This is a genomic window from Blastococcus sp. SYSU DS0510 (assembly GCF_054050835.1).
In genome coordinates this window covers 88,499-113,325 of record NZ_JBJHAC010000014.1, presented here as the reverse complement: position 1 = coordinate 113,325, position 24,827 = coordinate 88,499, and the positions used below count along the sequence as shown (strand labels likewise).

The 24,827-nt window shown below is 75.0% G+C and carries 23 protein-coding genes, 1 tRNA gene and 1 pseudogene; 9 read left to right on the top strand and 16 right to left on the bottom strand.

The annotated features are described in order from the left end of the window. Window positions 1-122: 122 nt before the first annotated feature. The 9 genes and pseudogenes from ACI79P_RS13190 to ACI79P_RS13150 all read right to left on the bottom strand — a co-directional run bounded on the left by ACI79P_RS13190 (window position 123) and on the right by ACI79P_RS13150 (window position 8,863). Window positions 123-1,019, bottom strand: a complete 897-nt coding sequence (locus ACI79P_RS13190) for an ABC transporter ATP-binding protein (RefSeq protein WP_456581507.1) — start codon at window positions 1,017-1,019, stop codon at window positions 123-125. Continuing rightward, window positions 1,016-2,083 (bottom strand): FecCD family ABC transporter permease, encoded by a 1,068-nt coding sequence (locus ACI79P_RS13185; protein ID WP_456581526.1) that lies wholly within the window; start codon window positions 2,081-2,083, stop codon window positions 1,016-1,018. Before ACI79P_RS13185 ends, ACI79P_RS13190 begins: the two co-directional genes overlap by 4 nt. Then, entirely contained in the window at window positions 2,080-2,433 is a 354-nt protein-coding gene (locus ACI79P_RS13180; RefSeq protein ID WP_456581525.1) for an iron chelate uptake ABC transporter family permease subunit, read from the bottom strand. The genes ACI79P_RS13185 and ACI79P_RS13180 overlap by 4 nt, the downstream gene beginning before the upstream one ends. 115 nt (window positions 2,434-2,548) lie before the next feature. After that, window positions 2,549-3,001: pseudogene (locus ACI79P_RS13175) on the bottom strand (iron chelate uptake ABC transporter family permease subunit); the annotation flags it as partial. 240 nt (window positions 3,002-3,241) lie between these two features. Beyond that, window positions 3,242-3,640 (bottom strand): MerR family transcriptional regulator, encoded by a 399-nt coding sequence (locus ACI79P_RS13170; protein WP_456581506.1) that lies wholly within the window; start codon window positions 3,638-3,640, stop codon window positions 3,242-3,244. 47 nt (window positions 3,641-3,687) lie between these two features. After that, window positions 3,688-5,178: a SulP family inorganic anion transporter gene (locus tag ACI79P_RS13165; RefSeq protein ID WP_456581505.1), complete on the bottom strand. Its 1,491-nt coding sequence runs from the start codon at window positions 5,176-5,178 to the stop codon at window positions 3,688-3,690. Between the two features lie 206 nt (window positions 5,179-5,384). Next, entirely contained in the window at window positions 5,385-6,737 is a 1,353-nt protein-coding gene (locus tag ACI79P_RS13160) for an MFS transporter (protein WP_456581504.1), read from the bottom strand. Between the two features lie 93 nt (window positions 6,738-6,830). Further along, complete coding sequence (locus ACI79P_RS13155) at window positions 6,831-8,456, bottom strand: peptide chain release factor 3 (protein WP_456581503.1); 1,626 nt, start codon at window positions 8,454-8,456, stop codon at window positions 6,831-6,833. Next, window positions 8,453-8,863: a MerR family transcriptional regulator gene (locus ACI79P_RS13150; RefSeq protein ID WP_456581502.1), complete on the bottom strand. Its 411-nt coding sequence runs from the start codon at window positions 8,861-8,863 to the stop codon at window positions 8,453-8,455. The genes ACI79P_RS13155 and ACI79P_RS13150 overlap by 4 nt, the downstream gene beginning before the upstream one ends. 129 nt (window positions 8,864-8,992) lie before the next feature. Here ACI79P_RS13150 and ACI79P_RS13145 point away from each other — a divergent pair, with 129 nt between their 5' ends. The 4 genes from ACI79P_RS13145 (at window position 8,993) to ACI79P_RS13130 (ending at window position 10,926) form a co-directional block, all read left to right on the top strand. Beyond that, the gene (locus tag ACI79P_RS13145) at window positions 8,993-9,325 is read left to right on the top strand and encodes a hypothetical protein (protein ID WP_456581501.1); all 333 of its coding nucleotides are present in this window, start codon (window positions 8,993-8,995) and stop codon (window positions 9,323-9,325) included. A 32-nt stretch (window positions 9,326-9,357) separates the two neighbouring features. Then, window positions 9,358-9,564: a DUF2795 domain-containing protein gene (locus ACI79P_RS13140; RefSeq protein ID WP_456581500.1), complete on the top strand. Its 207-nt coding sequence runs from the start codon at window positions 9,358-9,360 to the stop codon at window positions 9,562-9,564. A gap of 184 nt (window positions 9,565-9,748) precedes the next feature. Further along, complete coding sequence (locus tag ACI79P_RS13135; protein ID WP_456581499.1) at window positions 9,749-10,159, top strand: hypothetical protein; 411 nt, start codon at window positions 9,749-9,751, stop codon at window positions 10,157-10,159. Further along, a complete protein-coding gene (locus ACI79P_RS13130; protein ID WP_456581498.1) occupies window positions 10,156-10,926 on the top strand; it encodes a GGDEF domain-containing protein in 771 nt (256 codons plus the stop codon). The genes ACI79P_RS13135 and ACI79P_RS13130 overlap by 4 nt, the downstream gene beginning before the upstream one ends. Window positions 10,927-10,953: 27 nt before the next feature. Here ACI79P_RS13130 and ACI79P_RS13125 read toward each other — a convergent pair whose 3' ends face one another. The 3 genes from ACI79P_RS13125 to orn form a co-directional block, all read right to left on the bottom strand. Then, window positions 10,954-11,559, bottom strand: coding sequence for a methyltransferase domain-containing protein (locus tag ACI79P_RS13125; protein WP_456581497.1), 606 nt, complete (start codon window positions 11,557-11,559; stop codon window positions 10,954-10,956). A 467-nt stretch (window positions 11,560-12,026) separates the two neighbouring features. Beyond that, window positions 12,027-12,102: transfer RNA gene (locus ACI79P_RS13120), tRNA-His, on the bottom strand. A gap of 86 nt (window positions 12,103-12,188) precedes the next feature. Next, entirely contained in the window at window positions 12,189-12,836 is a 648-nt protein-coding gene (gene orn / locus ACI79P_RS13115; RefSeq protein WP_456581496.1) for an oligoribonuclease, read from the bottom strand. Between the two features lie 156 nt (window positions 12,837-12,992). Between orn and ACI79P_RS13110 the strand changes: the two genes are divergently transcribed. After that, window positions 12,993-14,171 carry a hypothetical protein gene (locus tag ACI79P_RS13110; protein ID WP_456581495.1) on the top strand — a complete coding sequence of 393 codons (1,179 nt, stop codon included), beginning with the start codon at window positions 12,993-12,995 and terminating at the stop codon, window positions 14,169-14,171. Window positions 14,172-14,304: 133 nt separating this feature from the next. Then, a complete protein-coding gene (locus ACI79P_RS13105) occupies window positions 14,305-16,116 on the top strand; it encodes a hypothetical protein (protein WP_456581494.1) in 1,812 nt (603 codons plus the stop codon). 69 nt (window positions 16,117-16,185) lie between these two features. On the opposite strand, the gene ACI79P_RS13100 is transcribed toward ACI79P_RS13105, so the two are convergent. Continuing rightward, window positions 16,186-16,812 (bottom strand): SACE_7040 family transcriptional regulator, encoded by a 627-nt coding sequence (locus ACI79P_RS13100; RefSeq protein ID WP_456581493.1) that lies wholly within the window; start codon window positions 16,810-16,812, stop codon window positions 16,186-16,188. A gap of 91 nt (window positions 16,813-16,903) precedes the next feature. Between ACI79P_RS13100 and ACI79P_RS13095 the strand changes: the two genes are divergently transcribed. The 3 genes from ACI79P_RS13095 to ACI79P_RS13085 are packed head-to-tail and all read left to right on the top strand — an operon-like array spanning window position 16,904 to window position 21,679. Further along, on the top strand, window positions 16,904-18,517 hold the full coding sequence (locus ACI79P_RS13095; RefSeq protein WP_456581492.1) for a carboxyl transferase domain-containing protein: 1,614 nt from the start codon (window positions 16,904-16,906) through the stop codon (window positions 18,515-18,517). Window positions 18,518-18,524: 7 nt separating this feature from the next. Next, a complete protein-coding gene (locus ACI79P_RS13090; RefSeq protein ID WP_456581491.1) occupies window positions 18,525-20,525 on the top strand; it encodes an ATP-binding protein in 2,001 nt (666 codons plus the stop codon). After that, window positions 20,525-21,679: an acyl-CoA dehydrogenase family protein gene (locus ACI79P_RS13085; protein ID WP_456581490.1), complete on the top strand. Its 1,155-nt coding sequence runs from the start codon at window positions 20,525-20,527 to the stop codon at window positions 21,677-21,679. Before ACI79P_RS13090 ends, ACI79P_RS13085 begins: the two co-directional genes overlap by 1 nt. 24 nt (window positions 21,680-21,703) lie before the next feature. Here the strand turns inward: ACI79P_RS13085 and ACI79P_RS13080 are convergent, their stop codons facing one another. From ACI79P_RS13080 to ACI79P_RS13070, 3 genes are read right to left on the bottom strand one after another with little or no spacing between them, the layout of a single operon-like run. Further along, window positions 21,704-23,392, bottom strand: coding sequence for a DUF885 domain-containing protein (locus ACI79P_RS13080; RefSeq protein ID WP_456581489.1), 1,689 nt, complete (start codon window positions 23,390-23,392; stop codon window positions 21,704-21,706). Window positions 23,393-23,426: 34 nt separating this feature from the next. After that, window positions 23,427-23,783 (bottom strand): LuxR family transcriptional regulator, encoded by a 357-nt coding sequence (locus ACI79P_RS13075; protein ID WP_456581488.1) that lies wholly within the window; start codon window positions 23,781-23,783, stop codon window positions 23,427-23,429. A 27-nt stretch (window positions 23,784-23,810) separates the two neighbouring features. Next, on the bottom strand, window positions 23,811-24,824 hold the full coding sequence (locus ACI79P_RS13070; protein WP_456581487.1) for an NADPH:quinone reductase: 1,014 nt from the start codon (window positions 24,822-24,824) through the stop codon (window positions 23,811-23,813). Between the last annotated feature and the right edge of the window lie 3 nt (window positions 24,825-24,827).

Here is a 24,827-nt window from a genome sequence, read left to right as displayed (position 1 = left end):
CCACGGCCCGGGGTGCTCGAGGAGCAGTCAGGAGCGGATCGTGGGGGCGGTCCCGGCGCGTTCGACGCCGAGCTGCTCGACCAGGGTGGTGCAGGTGGGCAGCGGCACGTCGCCGACGGCGGTCACCGGGCCACCGGGCGAGCGCCGTGCCGGTCGCGGTGGATGACCAGCGGGTGGGCGCTGACCGGGCACGGGACGACGGCGCAGTCGAGACCGAACACGTCGGCCACGAGCTCCTCGGTGACGACCTCGGCCGGCGGCCCTTCGGCGACCACCCGGCCGTCCTTCATGGCCACGACGTGGTGGGCGTAGCGGGCGGCGTGGTTGAGGTCGTGCAGCACCATGACCACCGTCCGGCCGCGGCGCAGGTTGAGCTCGGCGACCAGTTCGAGCACCTCGACCTGGTGGGCCATGTCCAGGTAGGTGGTGGGCTCGCCGAGCAGCAGAACCTCGGGGTCCTGCGCCAGGGCCAGGGCCAGCCAGACCCGCTGGCGCTGCCCGCCGGACAGCTCGTCGACCGGGCGGTCGGCGAGGTCGGTCACCGACGTCGCGGCCAGCGCCTCGTCCACCGCCCGCTGGTCCTCGGCCGACCACTGCTGCCACCAGCGCTGGTGCGGTGACCGACCACGGGCGATGAGGTCGCCCACCACGACGCCCTCCGGCGCGACCGGCGACTGCGGCAGCAGGCCGATCCGCCGGGCCACGTCGCGGGTCGGGGTCCGGTGCAGTTCCCGGCCGTCGAGCAGGACGCTGCCACCGCGGGGCTGCAGCAGCCGCGCCAGCCCGCGCAGCAGCGTGGACTTGCCGCAGGCGTTGGCGCCGACGATGACGGTGATCCGTCCGGGCGGCACGGCGAGGTCCACGCCGTCGACCACGACCCGCTGGTCGTAGGCGAGGACGACCTGGCGGGCGCGCAGGTCCGGACCGCTGGGCCGCGTCCGGTCGGCAGCAGGGGCGCCCGCCCGGACCGCAGCGGTCGCGGGCCGGGCCGGTGGGGCGGCGACGTGCGACTCGGTCACCGGGTCCTCCCTCTCATCGAACGGCGGAGCAGCCAGAGCAGGACGGGCGCACCGACCAGCGCGGTGATCGCGCCGACCGGCAGTTCGGTGCTCGGCAGGCCGAGCACCGCGAAGCCCCGGCGGCCGACCAGGTCTGCGGCGACCACGAGCAGCGCGCCGGCCGCGGCGCTCGCGGCAAGCGGGGGCCCGGGCGTCCGGGCCAGCCGCAGCGCGATCTGCGGTGCGACGAGGGCCACGAAGGCGATCGGCCCGGCACTGGCCGTCGCCACCGACGCCAGGACGACCTCGACCGCCACCAGGCCCACCCGGGCTGCGTCGACCCGGGTCCCCAGTGATCGGGCCAGGTCGTCGCCGAGCCGCAGCCGGTCGAGGCTGCGGCCCAGCGCCAGCGCCGGCGGCACGGTGATCAGGAGCGCCGCGACGACCGGGCGCACGTGCTCCCAGCCCCGGCCGTTGAGGCTGCCGGTGAGCCACACGACCGCACGCTGCGCGTCGGTGATCTCGGCGCGGACCATCAGGTAGGAGGTGAAGGCCGCCGCGGCGGCGCCGATGCCGATGCCCACGAGGACCAGCCGGGGACCGGTGAAGCCGTCCCGCCACGACAGCACCCCGACCAGGACGGCGACCAGCAGACCGCCGGCCAGGGCGGCGAGCGGGAGGGGCACCGGCCAACCGGCCAGCAGGACCCCGACGGCGGCGGTGCTCGCGCCCGCGGTCACGCCGACGACGTCCGGTGTGGCCAGGGGGTTGCGGACGACGGACGACGTCAGCGCGCCGGCCAGGCCGAAGGCGGCGCCCACCGCCAGCCCGACGAGGATCCGCGGCAGCCGGAACTCCTGGACCACCAGGACGCCGGCCCGCGATCCCTCGCCGGCCAGCGCGCGGAGCACCTCGGGCAGCGGGACGAGGTAGTCACCGACGGACACCGACACGCAGCCGACGGCGACCGCGAGCAGCCCGAGCACCGCGGTGACCGCCAGCGCCCGCGGGCGGACGACCACGCTCGCGGTGCCCAGGTGGAGGGCCGCACGGCCGGGCAGCCGGCGCAGGCGGAGCTCGGTCACGAGGTCACCACCCGACGCCGACGGACCAGCGCGATGAGGAACGGGGCGCCCACGACGGCCGTGACGATGCCCACCTGGAGCTCGGCCGGGCTGGCCACGACCCGTCCGACGGCGTCGGCGGCGAGCAGCAACGCGGCGCCGACCATCGCCGACAGCGGCAGGAGCCAGCCGTGCGCCGGACCGATGAGCGCCCGTGCCACGTGCGGCACCACGAGCCCGACGAAGACCAGCGGCCCGGCGACGGCGACCGCCGCCGCGGTCAGCAGGGTCGCCGAGAGCACGACGCCTGCCCGGCCCCACGCCACCCGGGCGCCCAGGCCGCGGGCCAGGTCGTCGCCGAGGGCGAGCAGGTCCAGGGTCCGGGTGGTGACCGTCGCGAGGACTGCGCCGACGACGAGGAACGGGGGCCACCGCGCCGAGCAGGCCGAGGTCGCGGCCGCCGAGGGAGCCGACCGCCCAGAAGCGGTACTCGTCGAGCGTCTCGGCGTCGAGCAGGACGAGCACGGTGGTGATGCTCGACAGCAGCGCGGTCAGCGCGACGCCGACGAGCAGCAGGGGCAGCGGGCTGGCCCCGCCACGACCGGCGGACGCCAGGACGTAGACCACCGCGGTGGCGCCCAGCGCACCGGCGAGGGCGGCCCAGGCCTGACCGGTCGCGCCGCCGATGCCCAGCACCGTGCTGCTGCCGACCACGGCCAGCGCGGCGCCGGCCGACACGCCCAGCAGGCCGGGGTCGGCCAGCGGGTTGCGGGTGAGGCCCTGCAGTCGCGCTCCGGCGACGCCGAGCGCGGCGCCGACCACCACCGCGAGCAGTGCACGCGGGGCGCGGAGCTCCCGCACGACGACCGATGCCTCCGAGCCGTCCGCGGTCGCGAGCGCAGCGAGTACGTCGCCCAGAGGCAGCGACAGGCTGCCCACAGCGAGCGCGACGATCACGAGCAGCACGACGCCGGCCGCCGCGAGGGCCAGCACGAGCACACGCCGGGCCGTGGACGCCCGACGGGAGGAGGCGACCGGGCGGTCGACCGCACTGCGTGCGGAAGGCGCGGCCGTGGTCACGGGCAGAGGTTAGGTGAGGCTTGCCTACGTGCGAAGCGCGGGGGCTGGCGGGCCGCCCGGAGTCCAGGCGCGATGGTGCCCGCGTGCCGAGCTGGAGCGTCAGCGTCTGGCGTCGAGGTGCTCGGCGAGGCCGGCGGCGAATCCTTCGGCGACGGCGAGCTGCTCGCGCAACGTCGTGACCCGGGCGGTGGCCGCCTCGTGGAACAGCCGCAGCCGGTCTAGCAGCTGCGCCCGGTCGCCGCTGCCGGCATCGAGTTCGGCGAGCAGGCCGAGCAGCTCCCGCATCTCCTCGAGCGCGAAGCCCAGCGGCTTCATCCGCTTGATCACCTCGAGGCGGGCGACGTCACCGGCGCTGTAGAGGCGGAAGCCGCCCTCGGTGCGGGCGGTGGGGACGACCAGCCCCTCCTCCTCGTACCAGCGGATCGAGCGCAGGCTCAGCCCGGTGAGGTCGGCGACCTGGCCGATCTGCATCAGCTCGTCGCGAGAGGTCCCGGTCATCCCTCCTTCATACGCATCGAGGTGCGCAGCCGCTCGCGTGCCCGTCGTCAGTGGGCGCCGGCGAGCCGGCCGGTGTGCCGGTCGAAGCGGTCGGCCGAGTGCCCGGTCAGGCCGATGATCTCGACGGTCTTGCCGCGGGTGGCGTACTTGTGCGTGATCGCGTCGAGGGCTGCGACGGTGGAGGCGTCCCAGATGTGGGCGTCGGTGAGGTCGATGACGACGTCCTCCGGGTCGTCCGCGTAGTCGAACTGGCTGTACAGGTCGTTGCTGGAGGCGAAGAACAGCGCTCCGGTCACGGAGTACACGCGGGTGCCGCCGTCGGGGTCGGTGACGCTGGTGACCTCGGCCAGGTGGGCGACGCGGCGGGCGAAGAGCACGCAGGCCGTGAGCACGCCGACGCCGACACCGATGGCCAGGTTGTGCGTGAACAACGTGACCACCACCGTCGCGAGCATCACGATGGTCTCGCTCTTGGGCATGGTGTGGATCGTCTGCAGGCTGTGCCAGTCGAAGGTCGCGATCGCCACGAAGATCATCACCGCGACGAGCGCGGCCATCGGGATGGTCGCGACGACGTCGCCGAGGGCGACGACGAGGACCAGCAGGAAGGCGCCGGACAGGAAGGTCGACAGGCGGGTGCGGGCGCCGGACTTCACGTTGATCATCGTCTGGCCGATCATCGCGCAGCCGCCCATGCCGCCGAAGAAGCCCGACGCCATGTTGGCGACGCCCTGGCCCCAGGACTCGCGGGTCTTGTCCGAGTGGGTGTCGGTGAGGTCGTCGACGAGCTTGGCGGTCATGAGCGACTCCATCAGCCCGACCAGGGCCACGCCGAGGGCGTAGGGAGCGATGATCGTCAGGGTCTCGAGCGTGAACGGCACGTCGGGCAGGACGAAGAACGGCAGGCTGTCCGGCAGCTGGCCCTCACCGCCGACGTCGGGGATCTCCCACCCGGCGGTCACCGCCAGGGTCGTCAGGACCACGATCGCGACGAGCGGCGCCGGGACGGCGGCGGTCAGCCGGGGGAGCAGGAAGATGATCGCCAGCCCCGCGGCGACCATCGGGTAGACCAGCCAGGGGACGTCGACGAGCTGCGGCAGCTGCGCGGTGAAGATGAGGACCGCCAGCGCGTTGACGAAGCCGACCATGACGCTGCGCGGGATGAAGCGCATGAGCCGGGCGACGCCGGCCGCGGCGAGCAGCACCTGGAAGATGCCGCCGAGGACGACCGCGGCGAACAGGTACTGGGCGCCGTGCTCGAGGGCCAACGGGGCGACGACCAGCGCGATCGCGCCGGTGGCCGCGGTGATCATCGCCGGGCGGCCGCCGGTGAACGCGATGACCACGGCCATCACGAACGAGGAGAACAGCCCGACCCGCGGGTCCACGCCCGCCAGGATGGAGAAGCTGATCGCCTCCGGGATGAGGGCCAGGGCGACCACGAGGCCGGCGAGCACCTCGGTGCGGGCGGTGCTCGGGGAGAGCCACGCCGGCCGGCGGAAGCGGGGCGTGGACGGGGCAGCGAGGGCTGAAGACATGGGCTCGTCTCGTTCGGTGCGCCGACGGGGGCGCGGGTGGGCAGCACCGCCAGGGGTGCCGGGTCGGAGGGGGTGCAGCGGTGCACCCGGAGGCGGCGCGCTGGTCGTCGGCGGCCGTGCCCGTCGGGATCGTCCGACCGGGGCCTCGATGCCGGTGACCGCGTCGCCGGGTTCACCGTGAGTCTGCCGGTAACTCGACCCTGACGTCAGGGTTGACCCGTGAGTCCTTCGTCACGCTCCGGGTCGGCTCCCACACGGGCGCGGTGATCGACAGGCACCGGTGGCGTTCCGGTCTCCGCCGGAGCGAGGTCGGAGTCGGCAGGGTGCCCCCTCGGCGCGGGCACCGGGGTCAGCAGCGCGGCGCCCGCCACGAGCAGCGGGAGGAGTGCCGAGCTGAGCAGCGCCCACGTGTAGCCGCCCGTGGCGTCGTGCACCAGCGCGAAGGCGACCGGGCCGAACGCCGTGGAGCCGACGCTGACGCCGGCGACGACCCCGCGGATGGCGCCCAGGTGGGTGGTGCCGAAGTAGCGGGGGAAGGCGCCGGCCTCGAGGGTCCGGATGGCGCCGGCGGAGCCGCCCAGGAGCAGGCCGAAGCCGATCGCCGACCATCCCGGGTCCACGACCGCACCCCAGGCGAGGCCGGCGGCGAGGGCGGCCATGCACCCGGCGGTGAGCCAGCGGGGGGCGATCCGGTCGACCAGCGCGCCGACGGCGAGGGTGGCCAGCAGCGCCGCGGCGGTCTGGGGCAGGAAGTTGGCGGCGGCCGCGGTGCTGGACAGGCCGCGTTCGCCGAGCAGGTCGATCTGGTGGAAGGCGACGGCGGTGCCGAGCATCCCGGCCACGGCGACACCGGCGAGGACGACCCAGAAGAACGCCGTGCGGGCGGCCTCGCCGAGGGTCGCCCCGACCACCGGGGCGGGCTCCGGGCCGGCGACCGGGGCGTCGCCGTCGGGGCGCTGGCCGAGGTCGGCGGGGGAGTCGCGGACCCCGATGAGGGCCAGCGGGATGACGACCGCCCACACGGCGAGCCCCTCGACGGCCCACGCGGTGCGCCAGCTGGTGGCCGAGATGAGCGCCTCCAGCCCGATCGGAGCCAGGGAGATGCCGGTGGCGCCGACGGCGGAGACCAGGCCGACGGCCAGGCCGCGGCGGCGGGAGAACCACACGGCGACGGCGGTGGTCGCGGCCAGCCCGAGCGCGCCCTGCCCGGCCATGCGGACCCCGACGAAGCCGGCGGTCAGCCCGACGAGGTTCGACACCGCGGAGAGGGCGATCAGCACGCCGCCGAAGAGGGCGCCGATGGCGGCCATCGTCCGGCGGGTGCCGAACCGGTCCAGCGCCCGGCCGACCAGCGGCATCGCGGCGGCGCCGACGAGGGTCCCGACCAGGTAGGCGGTGGAGATGGCCGAGCGGCTGATGCCCAGGTCCTCGGTCATCGGATCGATGAAGGCCGAGATCGCCGCGGTCTGGCCGGGGGCGGTCATGGCCAGGGCGAGGGCGGAGACGGCGACCATGTGCCAGCCGTAGAACCCGGCGGGGCTGCGGGCGCCGATGGGCATGGAGCGCTGCGATGCCGGCGTGGAGCGGGACGTGAGCTCTTCCTCTCGCGGTGGTGCCGGCGTCGCTGACGGCGAAGGGGTCGGTGTCTGTGCTCAGCCGAGCTGGGCGGCGACCAGTGGTTCGAGGGTCGCCCGCGGGTGCCGCTGCTGCAGTATCCGCAACGCCCACTTGTCGGTGAACAGCGCCAGCAGCTCGCCGTCGGACCGGCGGAAGACCTCGCTGCCGCTGCCGGCCATGATGCTGGGCGCCGATGCCTCGTCCGTGCGGAGGGCGAGGCCGTAGGGGAGGGGCTCAAGGTGCACCGGGGCGCCGAACTCGTGCTCCATGCGGTGGGCGGCGACCTCGAACTGCATCGGGCCCACGACGGCGAACACGGGAGCGGAGTCCCCGCGCCGGTCGGACCGGAGCACCTGGACGACACCTTCCGACTCCAGCTGGGCGATGCCGCGCCGGAACTGCTTGTGCTTCGCCGTCTCGATGCCCCGGGCGACGGCGAAGTGCTCCGGGGCGAAGGTGGTCAGCGGCGGGAAGGTGACCGGTTCCTCGGCGTAGAGGGTGTCGCCCACGTGCAGCGCGGAGGCGTTGACCAGGCCGACGACGTCCCCGGGGTAGGCGACGTCGATGCTCTCCCGCTCCCGGCCGAACACGTGCTGGGCGTACTTCGTCGTGAACGGCCGGCCGGTGCCGGCGTGGGTGACGACCATGCCGCGCTCGAAGACGCCGGAGCAGATGCGGATGTAGGCCAGCCGGTCGCGGTGCGCGGCGTCCATGCCCGACTGCACCTTGAACACGAAGGCGCTGAACGGGGCGTCGACCGGCCGCACGGCTCCCGCGTCGTCGGCTCGCCCGGTCGGGGGCGGCACGTGGTCGACGAGGACGTCGAGCAGTGCGCCCACCCCGAAGTTGGCGAGCGCCGAGGCGAACAGCACCGGTGTCGTGACCCCCGAGACGAACAGCTCCTGGTCGTGCTCGCCGGCGGTCGCGGCCAGCAGGTCGGCCTCCTCGCAGGCCTGCGGCCAGCCATCCGGCTCCCGTGCGGCAGCCTCGGCGGGGGAGAGCTGCTCCTCGGGGGCGATCGTGGCGCCACCGGCGGTGCGGGTGAACCGGCGGAAGGTGCCGTCGCGGCGGTCCAGGACGCCGCGGAAGTCACCGGCGATGCCCACCGGCCAGGTCAGCGGGGTGGGGGTGAGCCCGGTGCGCTCGGCGATCTCGTCCATCAGCTCCAGGGCGTCCTTGCCTGGGCGGTCCCACTTGTTGATGACGGTGACGATCGGGATGCCGCGGTGCTTGCAGACCGCGAACAGCTTCATCGTCTGGGTCTCCAGGCCCTTGGCGGCGTCGACCAGCATCACGGCGGCGTCGACGGCGGTGAGCACCCGGTAGGTGTCCTCGGAGAAGTCGGCGTGCCCGGGGGTGTCGAGCAGGTTGATCACCGCGTCCCGGTAGGAGAACTGCAGCGCCGCGGAGGTGATGGAGATGCCGCGGGCGCGCTCCATGTCCATCCAGTCCGACACCGTGCCCCGGCGGCCGGCCTTGCCGTGCACCGCGCCGGCCTGGCCGATCACGCGGGCGTGCAGCGCCAGGGCCTCGGTGAGGGTGGACTTGCCGGCGTCGGGGTGGCTGATGACGGCGAAGGTGCGCCGCCGGGCGGCCTCGCCCGCGACGTCACCGTGGGGTGCGTCCAGGTGCCCCGGGCCCGCGAGCGTCGTCGTCGTCACGAGCGGACCCCTTCGAGGCGTTCCTCGTGCCGTCGCAGCGCCTCGGCGAACCCCGCGGCGTTCGCCCAGCGGTCGTGCAGCGCCGCCACTCGCTGCTCGGCCAGCGCCCGGTACATGGCCAGCCGCTCGAGCAGCACCGCCCGCGGCCGGCGGGGCCCTTTCGCCGAGCCGGTCACCTCGTCCAGGAGGTCCAGCACCTCGCCCATCTCCTCCAGGCTGAACTCCAGCGGCTTGAGCCGGCGGATCCGCTCCAGCCGGGCGACGTCGCCGGTCGTGTACAGGCGGAAGCCACCCTGGCTGCGCGCCGAGGGCGTCACCAGGCCGCCCTCCTCGTAGAAGCGGATCGTGCGCACGCTCAGCCCCGTGCGCTCGGCCACCTCACCGATCTGCATCCGGCGCCCGGTCATGGTCTCCCTCTCGACGGTGGTCCAGGTCCCCGCTACACACAACTCTAACGTAAGGGTAGGGTTTGTGCCGCGAGGATCGCTGCCTCTCCGGCGCGGCTCGCTCGTCCACGAGGAGGTCGCTCTGTGTCCATGACCATCGATTGCCCGCAGTGCGGGGAGACCGAGGACCTCGTCGGCAGTCGCAGCGCCGAGGGCATCCGGATCGCCTGCGGGTCGTGCGGGACGTCGTTCCTGCGCGACCAGCGCCTGCGCTGCGCGACCTGTGGCGGCAGCGACCTGGTGCGGCGCCCGCAGGTGCTCACCCAGTTCTCCCGAGGCACCCAGCTGTCCGTCGTGGGGTGGAAGGACACCACCTGCTGCGCCACCTGCGACGCCGACGCCCTCCTGCGGTCCGAGCGGGCCAACGGGCCGATCCCGGCCGACTACGTCCCCCGCGCCGGCACCGCCCAGCCCTCGACCTGACGCTTCGTCCACCACCCATCCCAGGAGGAGCCATGGCACTCACCCGCATCCAGGTGCTCGACCACGTCGGAGCCGCCTTCGACTCGGGGCCGGTCACCACCAGCCAGTTGCAGGACGCCGCCGCCCGCAACGGCGCCGACGCCGACGTCCTCGACCTGCTGCGCGACCTCCCCCCGCGCCAGTTCACGAGCCCCCGTGACATCTGGCCCTACCTGCCGGACCTGCCGGTGGGGGTCTGACCAGGCTCCTGCCCCCGACCTCCCGTCCCGACCGACAGACCGGAGCCCTCCCATTTCCCTCGACCCGAACACCTCCCGTCTCCTGCACTCCCGCGGGCGGTCCGCCGCCGACGAGACCGGCATCGACGTCCAGTCGCTGCACGACCTCGCCGACCGGGCCACCGAGCGACTGCGGCTCCTCGGCGTGCCGCCGGAGCAGGCGGTCATCGGCATCTACCGCTCGTTCGGCCGGTCGGCCCGCATCGCGGCCCGGGTGCTGCGCACCCTGCTGGAACCGGCCACCTGCCACGAGCTGACCGCGGCCTCCGGGCAGCGGGCGGCCGCGGCCCCGCCCGAGCGGCTCACGCTGGTCGTGGACGTCTGCCGGCTCCCGCACCCGCAGGCCCGGCAGATCGCCGAGGCGGCCGGCGTGCCGCTCGTGACCGGAACCATGCCGGCGGTGCCGCCCATCGAGGAGTGCGGCGGCGGTGCGGTCGACCGCGGCACGCGCGCCGCCCGCGCCATCGTGCTGGGTGGGGCGCCCACCCGAACGGCCGGCGCTCGTCCGGCCGCGGCGCGTGGCGGTGCCCGCACCCCTGCCTCCCGGTCCCGGTGACCGGCCCGTCCCCGGAGAGGATCGCCGGCCGCAGCCGGCTGGTCGCAGCGCTCGTGCTGCTCCCACCGGCCGTGGACCTGGTGCTGCGAGCCGTGGCGCCAGGTCGGGGCTGCCGGCTCCGGCAGCAGGAGGCGCCGCTCCGCCGCTGCCTGCCGGCCGGCGTGGCGGTGCTCTCCCTGCTGGTGCAGCTGCGCCACGACCGGGACACGCAGCGGCTCGTGGATGAGCTCGCGCAGCGATCCCGCACCGACGCCCTCACCGGGCTCGGGAACCGGTGGGCGTTCGACGAGGAGCTTGCCGCACGGCTGGAGGGCAGCCACGGACCACGCCGCCACCGCGCCGACCCCACGTCGACCACCGTGCTGCTCGTGGACGTCGACCACTTCAAGGCCTACAACGACCGCCACGGCCATCCCGCCGGGGACGCGGCTCTCGTCCAGGTCGCCCGGGCCATCCGGCGTGGTGCGCGCCGGGGCGACGGCGTCCACCGCATCGGCGGTGAGGAGTTCGCCGTGCTCCTGGAGGCCGGGCACGAGGAAGGGCTCCGTGTCGCCGACAGGGTCCGGCGGGCCGTGGCCGAGGCCGGCGGCGGGCAGATCACCGTCTCGGTGGGCGTGGCCACCGGCCGGGGCGAGGAGCCGGGGTCCCTCTTCGCACGGGCCGACCGAGCGCTGTACCGGGCCAAGGACCGGGGCCGCAACTGCGTCGACAGCCACCACGCCGCCGCCGTCGCCGAGGTCGACCGGAGCTGCCCCGCCCTGCGGTGACCGGGCAGGGTCGACGACCTCGCGCGCTCAGCGCACCGCGTGGCCGACCTGCCACACCGCACCCCGGTGGACGGCGGCGGACGGCATCCCGTGCTCGGCGAGGACGGCGAGCATCTCCGCCGGCGGGTGCGCGAACGTGCGGAACCGGCGGCCGCCCCAGTCGAGCAGCCGGTTCTGCACCGCGACGAACGCCCGGGAGACGGCGTTGCGCGGCGGGAAGCTGAAGACGAGCTGCGCGCGGGCGTGGCCGGCGGCGGCGGCGAGGAGCGCCGGGTGGTCGGGGTAGCAGCACACGACGCGGTGCAGGACGACGATGTCCGCCGGCCGGGCTGCCGCCGGGTCGGCGGCGATGTCGGCCAGGCGGCGGTCCACGCGCCCGGTGAGCCCGGCCTCGTCGAGCAGCCGGGCTGCTTCGGCCTCGTAGCCCGGGGAGAGCTCGAGGTTCGTGGCCGAGGCGGCGCCGCGGCGGAGCAGCTCGATGTGGATCTCCCCGACGCCGCCACCGATCTCCAGCACGGTCGCGTCCCGGAGACCGCGCTGCTCGAGGAGGCCCACCATCCGGCGGGCCGTGGCGTCCAGGCCCTTCCTCCGGTAGCGGGTGGCCCGTCGCCTGGCGAACCGCTCGTCGAACACCCCGTCGCACCCTCGGGGATCGCAGCAGCCGGCCACGGCGGCAGTGTCCCACCGTCGCCTGCCCCGGTGGGCCGTTCGCGGGATGCTGGGAGAAGGAGGAAGCCCCGGTCGGTTCCCGGACCGGGGTCTCCCCGCGTCGGGGTGAGCGGCCTTCCGGACGGCCTTGGACGTCCTTTGCGGTCCCGAGGCCGGCCACGGCCACGACGACCGGGAACGGGTCACCGAACAGGGCGAGGCCATGGGTGTCCTCCCGTCCAGCGCGCGGCGTCGACCGGCGCGCCGTGGTCCCGCCGGAACCACCAGGTGCCGGCCCGGCACCGGCATCGCGGTGATCCACTCCTGCTCCGTGCTGGATGACGGATCGACGACCTGGTGGCCGGTCAGCCCGATGACGACCCGTGGCACCACCACCGGGGCCCGAACGGACGGAGGCCCTGGTCAGCGAACTGACCAGGGCCTCCACCGCGTGGGGTGAGTGACGGGGCTCGAACCCGCGACACCCAGGATCACAACCTGGTGCTCTACCAGCTGAGCTACACCCACCGCGATTCCGCCGGACGCATGCGGCCGGGGGAACGCGACAACGATACCGGAGGCCGCCACGCGACCCGCCGGGGGAGTCGCCGGCGTCAGGTGGTGGCGGCGTCCCCGGCGGTCAGCAGCTCGGCGAAGGAGCCGACCACCTGGTCGGCGGCCTGCTTCGCCTGGTCGCCGCTCGGGCCGGGCGCGGGGACGAAGAGGGTCCGCCGGTAGTAGGCGAGCTCGCGCACCGACTCGATGATGTCGGCCAGTGCGCGGTGGGCGAGGCCCTTGGGCGGCTGGGCGAAGTAGACGCGGGGGAACCAGCGGCGCGCCAGCTCCTTGACCGAGGAGACGTCGACCATCCGGTAGTGCAGGTAGTCGTCGAGCTCGGGCATGTCGCGGGCGAGGAAGCCGCGGTCGGTGCCGATGGAGTTGCCGCAGAGCGGGGCGGTGCGCCGCTCGGGGACGAACCGCTTCACGTAGGCGAGGATCTGCTGCTCGGCCTCGGCCACGGTCAGCGTCGCCGCGCGGACGGCGGCGGTCAGCCCCGACTTCGCGTGCATCTCGGCCACGAACTCGGTCATGCCGTCGAGGTCGGCGTCCTCGGCGGAGATGATGAGATCCAGGCCCGGGTCCAGGACGTTGAGCTCGGAGTCGGTGATCAGCACCGCGACCTCGATCAGCTTGTCCTTGGTGAGGTCCAGCCCGGTCATCTCGCAGTCGATCCAGACCAGGTGCCCTGCGCTCTCCGCCACGTCGCCCGACAGTACGCACCGCTCGCCACGGCCGCCCCGATCACCCCTCGTGTCCACGCGCATCCCAGCTGCTGCGGCGGCTCGCCTCGAAGGGCTCGGATTCGGTGCCGTTCACGGCTAGGGTCGCCCGAACGCCCGCCGTCAGGAAGCCCTCCCGTGTCCTCTGCACCCGCCCCCGTCGTCGCTGCCGTGCCGCAGGCGCCGGGCACGCTCCGCGCCGGCCTGGCCCACCCGATCGCCCTGGTGCGGTGGCTGTGGGCGGCCTACATGACCCCCGGCCGACCCGGGCGGCCGACCGACCAGACCGAGCTGCGCTGGATCTACATCGCCTGGCTGGCGGCGTTCCTGCTGAAGATGCTCGGCTCCTCCTGGGACGTCTCCTGGCACTTCAAGTGGCTGCGCGACGACCTGGCGCCGCCGCACCTGCTCAACACCGTGGGCACCGCGGTCGTCGTCGCGCTGGTGCTCTTCCACAGCTACAGCGGCTACGGCGTGGACCGCTGGGCGCTGCGGCTGATGCAGGCGGGCACGGCCACGTTCCTGGTCGCGATCCCGATCGACCTCGTCAACCACCGGGTCAACGGCCTGGACATCACCAGCTGGAGCCCGAGCCACGCGCTGCTCTACCTGGGGACGGCGATCATGCTGGCCGGCGCGCTCCGCGGCTGGTGGCTGTACGCCGCGCCGGGGCGCCTCCGCGACCTGGTCTCGCTGGGGCTGTGGCTGTTCTTCGTGGAGAACGTGCTCTTCCCCAACCAGCACCAGGAGTACGGCGTCCTGTCGTTGGAGGCCTACGACGCCGGGCGGACGACGGCCGAGCCGTCGCTGCTGGACTTCGCGGCCTCGCAGGGGCAGTCGCCGGCGATGTTCATGCTGCCGGTGCCGTCGTGGGTGCACCCGGCGTGGCTGGTCTGCGCCGGCCTGCTGGCGCTCGTGCTGGCCCGCCGCATCGTGGGGATGCGCTGGACGGCGACGCTGGTCGCCGTCGTCTACCTCGGCTACCGAGGCGTCATGTGGCTCGGGCTGGTGGCGCTGGACTTCCCGCCGTCGGTGCTGCCGGTGGTGCTCGTCGTGGGCGCGGTGCTGATCGACGTCGCCGTGGACCGTCGGGTCCCCGGCTGGCTGGCGGGCCCGGTGGTCACCGCGGCGGTGTACGCCGTCGCCTGGCCGATGGAGTCCCTCGGGCTGCTCCCGCCGTGGAACTGGTGGTCGGTGCTGCCGGTGGCCGTCGGGTTCGCCGCGCTGTGGGCGGTGGTCGACGCGCTGGCCACCAGCGCCTGGCTGGCGCGCTGGCGCGTCGCCGACGAGCCCGCCGCCCCGGCCCTCGCCAGCTGACCGGGCCAGGGCTCCGAGCGCCGCGGAGCCGTCGCACCGATGACGTAGCGTCGGTCCCGGCTGCCCGCGGCGGCGGCCGGTGGCCCGCGCCGGCGGCGCCCCGACCGCAGAACCCGAACGCCCGGAGGACGACGTGCTGGTCCTGACCCCGGCGCCGCTCGAGACGGCGGCCGAGCGGGCCTTCTTCGGCGAGCTCACGCGGTGGGACGCCGGTGCCTCGGTCCGCGCCGCCGTGGTCGCGTCACTGCCCCTGGTGGACGAGCCGCTCGGTCGCCGCCGGTCCGACGCGGTGCTGCTGGTCCCCGAGGGGCTCGCCGTCATCCGCGTCGTCGAGGTTCAGCGGCAGTCCGGGACCGTGACGGCGAAGCCGGAGGGTCCCTGGACGATCGCCGGCGCCACCGGCCCCGAGCAGGTGCTGCACCTGGCCGGCGGCGGCTCCTCGCCGCTGGACGGGCTGATGGCCGCCGGCATGGACACCGCGATGAAGCTGCGCCGCGCCGGGCTGGAGCCGGGGCGGATCGCCCGCCTCACCGTCCTGGTCGGCGAGATCGCCGGGCTGGTGCCGGCCGACGGTGACCTGGGCGAGGGCGACCTGGTGGCCACGCTGGATCCCCGCTCCCTGCTGCTGGCCCTCGCGCGCGCCGCGCGGCACGCCGGCGTCGACAACCCCCGGCTCTGGACCACCGCCGACGTGCGGGCGGCCCTGGAGGCGCTGGAGCTGCCGGGCCGGGGTCCCACGGTCGAGGAGCTGAACGGCGAGGCGTTCCCGTACTCGCCGTACGTCCTCCGCCGTCCGCAGCTGCTGACCCCGGCGGCGATGGCCGCCTCGCCCATGGTCGCCCCGCCGGGCACCGACGCGCCCGGAGCGCGCGCCGGCGGGGGCGCCGCGACCTACGACGGGGCCCCGTTGAGCGCCACGGCCGTGGCCCGCGCGGTCGCCGCCTCGGTCGCCTCCGCCCACGCCGCCGCGGTGGCGGCCGCGGCGCCCGGGAAGGTCGTGCCCGGGCCGGCCGGCCCGCGCGACACCGTCGAGGTGGGCGGTGCGCCGGCCCCGCCGCGCACCGGCACCCACGCCGACGACCGCACCGCTGACCGCGCCGACGCCGCCCCCGGCGAGGCGGACCGCGACGGGGGTGACCCGGCGGCGCCGCGAGGGCCGCGCACCGCCGTCCTCCCGGTCGCACCGCCGGCCGCGCAGCCGCCCGTCCAGCCGGCCACCCCGCCACCTGCCGAACCGCCCGCCGAGAAGCCTGCCCGGCCGCCGCTGTCCGGGGCCTGGGGCGCCACCGCCACCGCCTCCGGCCGGGTCGAGGAGCGGGGATCCGGCAGCGGCCGGCGGGTCGCCGCGCTGGTCGCGGCCGCGGCGGCGCTGGTGGTCGCCTGCCTCCTCGGTGCCGGGCTGCTGCTGGGGGGCGACCCGCCCGTGGAAGGCGCCGCGGGCGGCGGCGGGGTCCCGGCCGACGACGCCGTCGCGACCGGCCCCGTACCGGGGGAGGTGCGCGAGGTGGACGGCACCGCCTACACCGTGCAGGCCGTGCAGGTCGACGACACCTGCGCCGCGCACGCCTACGGGGAGGTGGCCGGGTTCTTCGCCGCGAACGACTGCGTCGGGCTCTCCCGGGCCCTCTACTCGACGGAGGTGGAGGGCGCCCCGGTGGTCGTCTCGGTGTCGCGGGTGGCCATGCCCGACGACGCCGCCGCCCGCGAGCTCCGCGCCCTCACCGACCGCGACGGCAGCGGCAACGTCAGCGATCTGCTCCGCGAGGGGGTCACCTACGCCGGTGGTCCGGCGAGGCTGCGGTCGGCGCAGTACGCCAGCGCCGTCTCGGGGTCCACGGTCACCGTCGTCGAGAGCGCCTGGGCCGGGGCGGCCGCCGGCAGCGACGCCGCGGTGGACCAGGTCGCCTCCGACGGTCTCGCGCTGCCGGTCCCGCCGCTCGGGTGACGCCCTGGAACGGCCCGGTCCGGACGCTCGCCGCGAGCATGCGAGCGGTGAGAGGGACCAGGTCCTTCCTCAAGCGGTCGCGGCCGCCCAGGCCATCGCGCGGAGCAGCTCGGCCATCGTGGGCCGGTCGAGCCGGCCGGCGCTGTGCGGCGTGGAGTTGATCAGCCCGAAGACGGCGTGCGCGCGGGCGCGGCAGGCCGCCGCCGGCGCCTCCGGGTGCACCCGGGCCAGCACGGCCACCCACACCTCGACGTAGCGGCGCTGCAGCCGCCGCACCTGGGCGGCCTCGGCCTCGGGCAGGGAGGTGAGGTCCCGGTCGTGGACCACGATCAGGGCCGGGTTGTCGAGTGCGAACTCGACCTGGAAGCCGATCAGCGCGCGCAGCTGGTCGGCGGGGTCGCCGCCCGCGGCCGCCACCCGCTCCCGCCCGCCGTCGGCCAGCCGGGCGCTGATGCGCAGCAGCATCTCGGCGAGCATCGCGTCCTTGCTGGCGAAGTGCCGGTAGATCGCCGGCCCGGTCACCCCGACCGCCGCGCCGACGTCGTCCACCCCCACCGCGCGGGAGCCGCGCTCGGCGAACAGCCGCGCGGCGGCCTGCAGGATCTGCTCCCGCCGGGAGGGCCGGGCGGCGTCGGCGTGCAGCGCGCTGTCCTGGGCGGGGGAGCCCTGCTCCAGCCCCGTGCCGGCCGACGTCATGCGACGGATGCTAACCCTGCGGTGAACGTCCGTTAACCCCTCGATGGGGAGGGGTGGACCGCGACGGTGAACCGTGGTTAACCTCTGCGGCGTGGATGCACCGGTGCTCTCCCACGCCTCCCCGGCCGACCCGGCAGGCGCCGCCCGCAACGCCGCTGCGCACGCGGAGCTCGTCACCGACCTGGCCGGCCAGTTGCGCGCCGTGGCCCTCGGCGGCGGTGAGCGGGCGCGCGAGCGGCACACCGCCCGCGGCAAGCTCCTGCCCCGCGAGCGGGTCGATGCGCTGCTGGACCCGGGCAGCCCCTTCCTCGAGCTCTCGCCGCTGGCCGCGCACGGGCTCTACGACGGCGAGGCGCCGGCCGCCGGGATCATCACGGGCATCGGCCGCATCTCCGGGCGGGAGTGCGTCGTCGTGGCCAACGACGCCACCGTCAAGGGCGGCACCTACTACCCGATGACGGTGAAGAAGCACCTGCGCGCGCAGGAGGTGGCGCTGCAGAACCGGCTGCCCTGCATCTACCTGGTCGACTCCGGCGGCGCCTTCCTCCCGATGCAGGACGAGGTCTTCCCCGACCGCGAGCACTTCGGCCGGATCTTCTTCAACCAGGCGAACCTCTCCAAGGCCGGGATCGCCCAGATCGCCGCCGTCCTGGGGTCCTGCACCGCCGGTGGTGCCTACGTGCCGGCGATGAGCGACGAGGCGGTCATCGTCCGCGAGCAGGGCACGATCTTCCTCGGCGGCCCGCCCCTGGTGAAGGCCGCGACCGGCGAGGTCGTCACCGCCGAGGACCTGGGCGGGGGAGACCTGCACAGCCGGGTCAGCGGGGTCACCGACCACCTGGCCGACGACGACGCGCACGCCCTGCAGATCGTCCGCCAGATCGTCTCCACGCTCGGCCCGCGCGAGGCCCGCCCGTGGGACGTCGAGCCGGTCGAGGAGCCGGTGCACCCCCCGGAATCGGTCTACGAGGTCGTGCCGCCGGATCCGCGCACGCCCTACGACGTCCGGGAGGTCATCGCCCGGCTGGTCGACGGCTCCCGGTTCGCCGAGTTCAAGCCCCTCTACGGGCAGACGCTGGTCACCGGCTTCGCGCGGCTGCACGGCCACCCGGTCGGCATCATCGCCAACAACGGCGTGCTCTTCGCCGAGTCCGCGCTCAAGGGCGCGCACTTCATCGAGCTCTGCGACCGCCGGAAGATCCCGCTGCTGTTCCTGCAGAACATCACCGGCTTCATGGTCGGCCGCGACTACGAGGCCGGCGGCATCGCCAAGCACGGCGCCAAGATGGTCACCGCCGTCGCCTGCGCGCGGGTGCCGAAGCTGACCGTGGTCATCGGGGGCTCGTTCGGCGCGGGGAACTACTCGATGTGCGGCCGGGCGTACTCGCCCCGGTTCCTCTTCACCTGGCCCAACTCCCGCATCTCGGTGATGGGCGGGGAGCAGGCCGCCTCGGTGCTGGCGACCGTCCGCCGCGACGGGATCGAGGCGCGCGGCGGGGAGTGGCCGGCCGAGGAGGAGGAGGCGTTCAAGGCACCGATCCGCGACCGGTACGAGTCGCAGGGGCACCCGTACTACGCCACCGCCCGGCTCTGGGACGACGGCGTCATCGATCCCGCGCAGACCCGCACCGTGCTGGGCCTGGCTCTCGCAGCCTGCGCCAACGCGCCGCTCGAGGACGTCGGCTACGGCGTCTTCCGGATGTGAGGGATTGATGTTCGACACCGTCCTGGTCGCCAACCGCGGCGAGATCGCCGTCCGCGTCATCAGCACGCTGCGCGCGATGGGCATCCGCGCGGTCGCCGTGCACAGCGAGGCCGACGCCGGCGCGCTGCACACCCGCCTCGCCGACGTCGCCGTCCCCATCGGGCCGGCGTCGGCCGCGCAGAGCTACCTCTCCATCGAGCGGGTGCTGGAGGCCGCCGCGCGCACCGGCGCGCAGGCGATCCACCCCGGCTACGGCTTCCTGTCGGAGAACGTCGACTTCGCCCGCGCCTGCGAGGAGGCGGGGATCGTCTTCATCGGCCCGCCGGTGGGCGCGATCGAGGCTATGGCCGACAAGATCCGCGCCAAGCAGACGGTGATGGCCGCCGGGGTGCCGGTCGTCCCCGGCCGCACCGAGCCCGGCATGAGCGACGCCGAGGTCGCCGACGCCGCCGTCGCCGTGGGCTTCCCGGTGCTGCTCAAGCCCAGCGCCGGCGGGGGCGGCAAGGGCATGCGGGTGGTGCGCTCGAAGGACGAGCTGCCCGACGCGATCGCCGGCGCGCGGCGCGAGGCGAGCGGCTCCTTCGGCGACGACACGCTGCTCGTGGAGCGCTACGTCGGCAACTCCCGGCACATCGAGGTCCAGGTGCTGGGGGACGCCCACGGCACGGTCATCCACCTCGGCGAGCGCGAGTGCAGCTTGCAGCGGCGGCATCAGAAGGTGATCGAGGAGGCGCCGTCCCCCTTGCTCGACACGGCGATGCGCGCCGCGATGGGCCGCGCCGCCGTCGAGGCGGCGAAGGCCGTCGGCTACACCGGGGCAGGCACGGTCGAGTTCATCGTCGACGCCGACCGGCCGCGCGACTTCTTCTTCCTGGAGATGAACACCCGGCTGCAGGTCGAGCACCCGGTCACCGAGATGGTCACCGGGCTGGACCTGGTGGAGCTCCAGCTGCGCGTGGCCGCGGGCGAACCCCTGCCGATCGACCAGGGCGACGTCTCCCTCGACGGGCACGCCATCGAGGCCCGGCTCTACGCCGAGGACCCCGCCCGCGGTTTCCTGCCCCAGGCCGGCACCGTGCTCGGCCTCGTGGAGCCGACGGGCCCGGGGATCCGCGTCGACAGCTCCCTGGCGGTCGGCGGGCGGGTCGGCACGGACTACGACCCGATGCTCGCCAAGATCATCGCCTGGGCCCCCGACCGGGAGACCGCACGCGCGCGCCTGGTGGGGGCGCTCGGGCACACCGCCGTCCTCGGCGTGACCACCAACGCCGCGTTCCTGCGGGCGCTGCTCGACGACGCCGACGTCGTGGCCGGGGCGCTCGACACCGGGCTGATCGAGCGGCGCGGCGAGGAGCTGACCGCCGTCGGGGAGCCGTCCGCGCACGTCTACGCGGCCGCGGCGCTCGCCCTGCTGGTCGAGTCCGAGCCGGCCGGCCCCGTCGTCGACCGCTGGGACGTGCCCGACGGCTGGCGGCTGGGCGAGCCGGCGTGGACGGTGCGGCGCCTCCAGGTGGCGGGTGCGGATCCGGTGACCGTCCGGGTGCGCGGCCGTTCCGCGGACGCCGAGGTGGCCGTGGGCGATGCGGCGCCGGAGCCGGCCCGGGCCGTCCGCGACGGCGACCGGCTGGCGGTGACGTTCGCCGGGCGCTCGTCGTCCTACGGGCTGGTGCACCACGGCGGCCAGGTGTGGCTGGCCGCCGAGGGCCGGGTCACCGCGCTGCGGGAGCACGAGCGGCTGGCGTCGACCGCCGGTCAGGCCGGGGCCGACGGCGCCGTGACCTCCCCCATGCCGGGGACGGTGACGGTGGTGCGCGCGGCCGTCGGCGACGAGGTGGAGGCGGGCACCCCGCTGCTCGTCGTCGAGGCCATGAAGATGGAGCACGTGCTCACCGCCCCGGTCGCGGGGACGGTGGCCGAGCTCGCAGTGACGGCGGGCCAGACGGTCGCGCTGGACGAGCGGCTGGCGCTGGTGACCCCGGCGGCCGGGCCCGAGCAGCAGGAGAACTGATGTTGGACTACCGGCTCAGCGACGAGACCGAGGCGCTGCGGAAGACCGTGCAGGAGTTCGCCCGGGAGGTCATCGCCCCGCAGATCGGGGAGTTCTACGAGCGCGACGAGTTCCCGACCGGGATCGTGCGCCAGATGGGCGAGCTCGGGCTGTTCGGCCTGCCGTTCCCCGAGGAGTACGGCGGCGCCGGGGGCACCTACTTCGACCTGTGCGTGGCGCTGGAGGAGCTGGCGCGGGTGGACAGCTCGATGGCGATCACCGTCGAGGCCGGCGTCTCGCTGGGCGCCATGCCGATCTACCGGTTCGGCACCGAGGAGCAGAAGCGGGAGTGGCTGCCCCGGCTGTGCACCGGGGAGGCGCTGGGCGCGTTCGGGCTCACCGAGCCCGGTGGCGGGTCGGACGCCGGGGCGACGCGCACCACCGCGCGCCTGGAGGACGGCCACTGGGTGATCAACGGCTCCAAGGCGTTCATCACCAACTCCGGCACCGACCTGACGTCGCTGGTCACCGTCACCGCCGTGACCGGTACCAAGCCGGACGGCAAGAAGGAGATCTCGGCGATCATCGTGCCGTCGGGGACGCCGGGCTTCACCGTCGGACAGCGGTACTCGAAGGTCGGCTGGAACGCCTCGGACACCCGCGAGCTCTCCTTCGACGACTGCCGCGTGCCCGAGGAGAACCTGGTGGGGGAGCGGGGCCGCGGCTACGCGCAGTTCCTCTCCATCCTCGACGAGGGCCGGATCGCCATCTCCGCGCTCTCGGTTGGGCTGGCGCAGGGCTGCGTCGACGAGTCGGTGAAGTACGCCGCCCAGCGGGAGGCCTTCGGCCAGCCCATCGGCCGCAACCAGGCGGTGCAGTTCATGATCGCCGACATGGAGGTGCGGGCCTCCACCGCGCGGCTGGCCTACTACCGGGCGGCGGAGAAGATGCTGCGCGGGGAGCCGTTCAAGCGGGAGGCCTCGATCGCCAAGCTGTACAGCTCCGAGGTCGCGATGGACAACGCCCGCTACGCCACCCAGGTGCACGGCGGGTACGGGTTCATGAACGAGTTCCCGGTCGGCCGCTTCTACCGCGACGCGAAGATCCTCGAGATCGGTGAGGGCACCAGCGAGGTGCAGCGGATGCTGATCGCCCGCGACCTCGGCGTCGGCTGAGCGCGCGCGGGTCGACCTGCCGCGTCAGCGCCGGGCGAGCTCCGCGGCCAGGGGGTCGAGGCCGAGCTGCCCCAGCGCCAGGACGTCGCGGTGCCACTGCGCCAGGTCGAAGGCGTCGCCCGCGCGCCGCCGGGCCTCCTCGCGGCAGGTCAGGAAGACCCGCTCGCCCACCTTGTAGACCGGCGCCTGCCCGGGCCAGCCGAGGTAGCGGTGCAGCTCGTCCACGCGCATGGCGTCCTCCATGCTCACGTGCCGGCGCAGGAAGGCCAGCGCCACGTCGTAGTCCCAGCGCGAACCCGCCGCCGCCCCTGCGGGGATCGGCAGGTCCAGGTGCACCCCGATGTCGAGCACGACGCGCGCGGCCCGCAGCTCCTGGGCGTCGAGCATGCCGAGCCGGTCGCCCGGGTCCTCGAGGAAGCCCAGTTCCCCCATCAGCCGCTCGGCGTAGAGCGCCCACCCCTCGGCGTTCCCCGAGCAGGCGCAGAGCACCCGCTGCCACCGGTTGAGCCGCTCGGCGTCGTGCACGGCCTGCCCGATCTGCAGGTGGTGGCCGGGCACGCCCTCGTGGAAGACCGTCGTCGTCTCCCGCCAGGTCGTCATGTCCTCGACGCCCTCGGGCAGCGACCACCACATCCGGCCCGGGCGGCTGAAGTCCTCGCTGGGGGCGGTGTAGTAGACGCCCTCGCCCGCGGTCGGCGTCAGCCGGCCCTCGATGCGGCGCACCGGCTGCGGGATGTCGAAGTGCACGCCGTCGAGCGCGGCCACCGCCCGGTCGGCGGTCTCCTGCAGCCAGGCCTGCAGCGCCTCGCGCCCCCGGATGATCCGCGCCGGGTCGGCGTCCAGCGCCGCCATCGCGCCGGCCACGCCCTCACCAGGCGCGATCACCTCGGCGACCCGCTCCTTCTCGGCGACGATGCGGGCGAGCTCTGCCCAGCCCCAGTCGTAGGTCTCGTCGAGGTCCAGCCGAGCGCCGGTGTGGAAGCGCGACTCGACGAGGTACCGGTCGCGGCCCACGCCGTCGGCCGACGGCGCCAGCGGCAGCAGCACCCGTTCGAGGTGCCCGGCGAACCCGAGCAGGGCGCCCGACGCGCGCTCGGCGCCGTCGGCCAGGTCGCGGCCCAGTGCGCTGCGCGGCTCGACCGGCGCCTCGCGGGCCAGCCGGGTGAAGAAGCCGGGTCGCTCTGGTGTGCCGGCCCACTGCCGCGCCCGCTCCGCGGCCAGCCGGATCTGCCGGGCGGCGGAGACGCGGCCGCGGTCGGCGGCGTCGTCCAGGCCGCGGGCGTAGCCGAGCAGCGCCGTCGGCATCGCCGCGAGCCGGACCGCCACGGCGGACCAGTCCTCGTCGGACTCGGTGGGCATGAGGTCGAAGACCTCGCGGAAGCCCTGCAGCGGACTGTCGACGGTGTTCAGGTCGGCCTGCGCGTAGCCGGCGTCGTAGCGGTCGAGCTCCGCGCCGAGCCGCTCCAGCATGGCGCTGCGCGCGATCTCGTCCCGGCGGTCGACCGGCTCGAGCGCCTCGGCCTGGGCGCGGGTGCGGCGCAGCAGCTCGGCGTGGGCGGCGTGGCCGTCGGTGCTGAGGTCGGGCCACCGGTCGTCGTGCCCGCGGACCCCGATGTAGGTGGCGACCACCGGCTGCGCCGCCGTGTAGCTCTCGACGAAGCCGTCGGCGAGCTGGTCCAGGGGCGACGGCGGGTGCGCGGGGGAGGCGGTCACCCGCTGACGCTATCCCGGTGACTGGCCTCGGCCGTCAGCGCGCGGCGGCGCGCTGCGGGACCGCGACGCTGAGCAGGACGACGGAGTCCTCGTCGGCGTGCAGGCTGTGCCGGCGGTCCGGGATCGGCGCCACGTGCGAGCCGCTCAGCTCATCGGTGTGCTCGCCGGCCAGGAGCCGCACCCGCCCGCGGAGGACCAGCAGGCTCGCGGGGCCGGGGCTCTCGTGCTCGGCCAGCTCGGCTCCGCCGCGGAGCGCGATGACCGTCTGGCGCAGCCCGTCGACCGGGTGCGGCAGGGTGCGTGCCGCGCGGCCGGCGTGCTCGGTGCGCGCCCGGTCGAGCAGCTCGTCGGCGAGCGCGGTCAGGTCGGTCGTCGTCGCGGGATCACTCATGGCCCGAGCCTAGGCACAGCGCCGCGCTCAGGCGGTGACGTCGATCAGCACCTTGCCGACGGCCCCGTGCTGCACCGCCCGGTGGGCGGCGGCGGTCTCGGCGAGCGGGTGGACGTGCAGCGGCAGGCCGGCGTCCTCGCCGACCCGGATCGCGCCCTCGGCGACCGCGGTGGCGACGTCCTCGATGCCGAGGACCTTCGCCCGCTCAGGCTCGGTGTAGACGAGCACGAACTGCCAGCGGGCGTTGGGCGTCATCTGGGCGCGCACCGGCACGGTCACCTCCGCGCCGCCGTCGTCGGCGTACATGGCGACCGCACCGTGCATCCCGATGACCTGCGCATCGACGGCGGCATTGACCGCTGCCGAGACCTCGACGACGGCGTCCACACCCTTCGGCGCGAGCTTCCGCACCTCGGCGACGACGTCCTGCTGCTTGTAGTCCACGACGTGGTCGGCGCCGGCCGCGGCGGCCAGCCGCGCCTTGCGGGGGCTGCTCACCGTGGCGATGACCGTCGCGTCGGCCCACCGGGCGAGCTGGATGGCGGCGTTGCCCACCGCGCCCGCGCCGCCCTGCACCAGCACCGTGTGCCCGGTGAGCGCTTCGGCGCCCAGCCGGTCGGGCAGCGACTCTGCCACGGTGAGGCAGCGGTGCGCCGTGAGGAACGGGATGCCAAGGGCGGCGCCGAGCTCGAAGGGGGTGGTCTCGCCCAGGAGGACGACGTGCCGCGCCGGGACGACGGTGTACTCCGCGGCGGTGCCCCACGGCCGCTGCCAGGCGGCCTCCCAGATCCACACCCGCTGGCCGAGGATCGCCGGCTCCACGCCCTGGCCGACGGCGTCGACGGTGCCCGAGCCGTCCTGGTTGGGCACCTGCCCGTCCGGGCCGGGCTGCGCGTTCGTGCGCGACTTCCAGTCAGTGGGGTTGACGCCGGAGAAGGCGACGCGGACGCGCACCTCACCGGGGCCGGGCTCGGGCACCGGGCGGTCGATGAGCTGCAGGACGTCGGGGCCACCGGGCTGGGTGTAGGAGATCGCGCGCACCGG

Coding starts and splice junctions, on each gene's coding strand:
- ACI79P_RS13140 (WP_456581500.1), top strand. CDS start 9,358: ATGGCACTCACCCGCATCCAGGTGCTCGACCACGTCGGAGCCGCCTTC.
- ACI79P_RS13150 (WP_456581502.1), bottom strand. CDS start 8,863: ATGACCGGGCGCCGGATGCAGATCGGTGAGGTGGCCGAGCGCACGGGG.
- ACI79P_RS13085 (WP_456581490.1), top strand. CDS start 20,525: ATGTTGGACTACCGGCTCAGCGACGAGACCGAGGCGCTGCGGAAGACC.
- ACI79P_RS13075 (WP_456581488.1), bottom strand. CDS start 23,783: ATGAGTGATCCCGCGACGACGACCGACCTGACCGCGCTCGCCGACGAG.
- ACI79P_RS13160 (WP_456581504.1), bottom strand. CDS start 6,737: ATGCCCATCGGCGCCCGCAGCCCCGCCGGGTTCTACGGCTGGCACATG.
- ACI79P_RS13100 (WP_456581493.1), bottom strand. CDS start 16,812: ATGACGTCGGCCGGCACGGGGCTGGAGCAGGGCTCCCCCGCCCAGGAC.
- ACI79P_RS13145 (WP_456581501.1), top strand. CDS start 8,993: ATGACCATCGATTGCCCGCAGTGCGGGGAGACCGAGGACCTCGTCGGC.
- ACI79P_RS13090 (WP_456581491.1), top strand. CDS start 18,525: ATGTTCGACACCGTCCTGGTCGCCAACCGCGGCGAGATCGCCGTCCGC.
- ACI79P_RS13165 (WP_456581505.1), bottom strand. CDS start 5,178: ATGTCTTCAGCCCTCGCTGCCCCGTCCACGCCCCGCTTCCGCCGGCCG.
- ACI79P_RS13170 (WP_456581506.1), bottom strand. CDS start 3,640: ATGACCGGGACCTCTCGCGACGAGCTGATGCAGATCGGCCAGGTCGCC.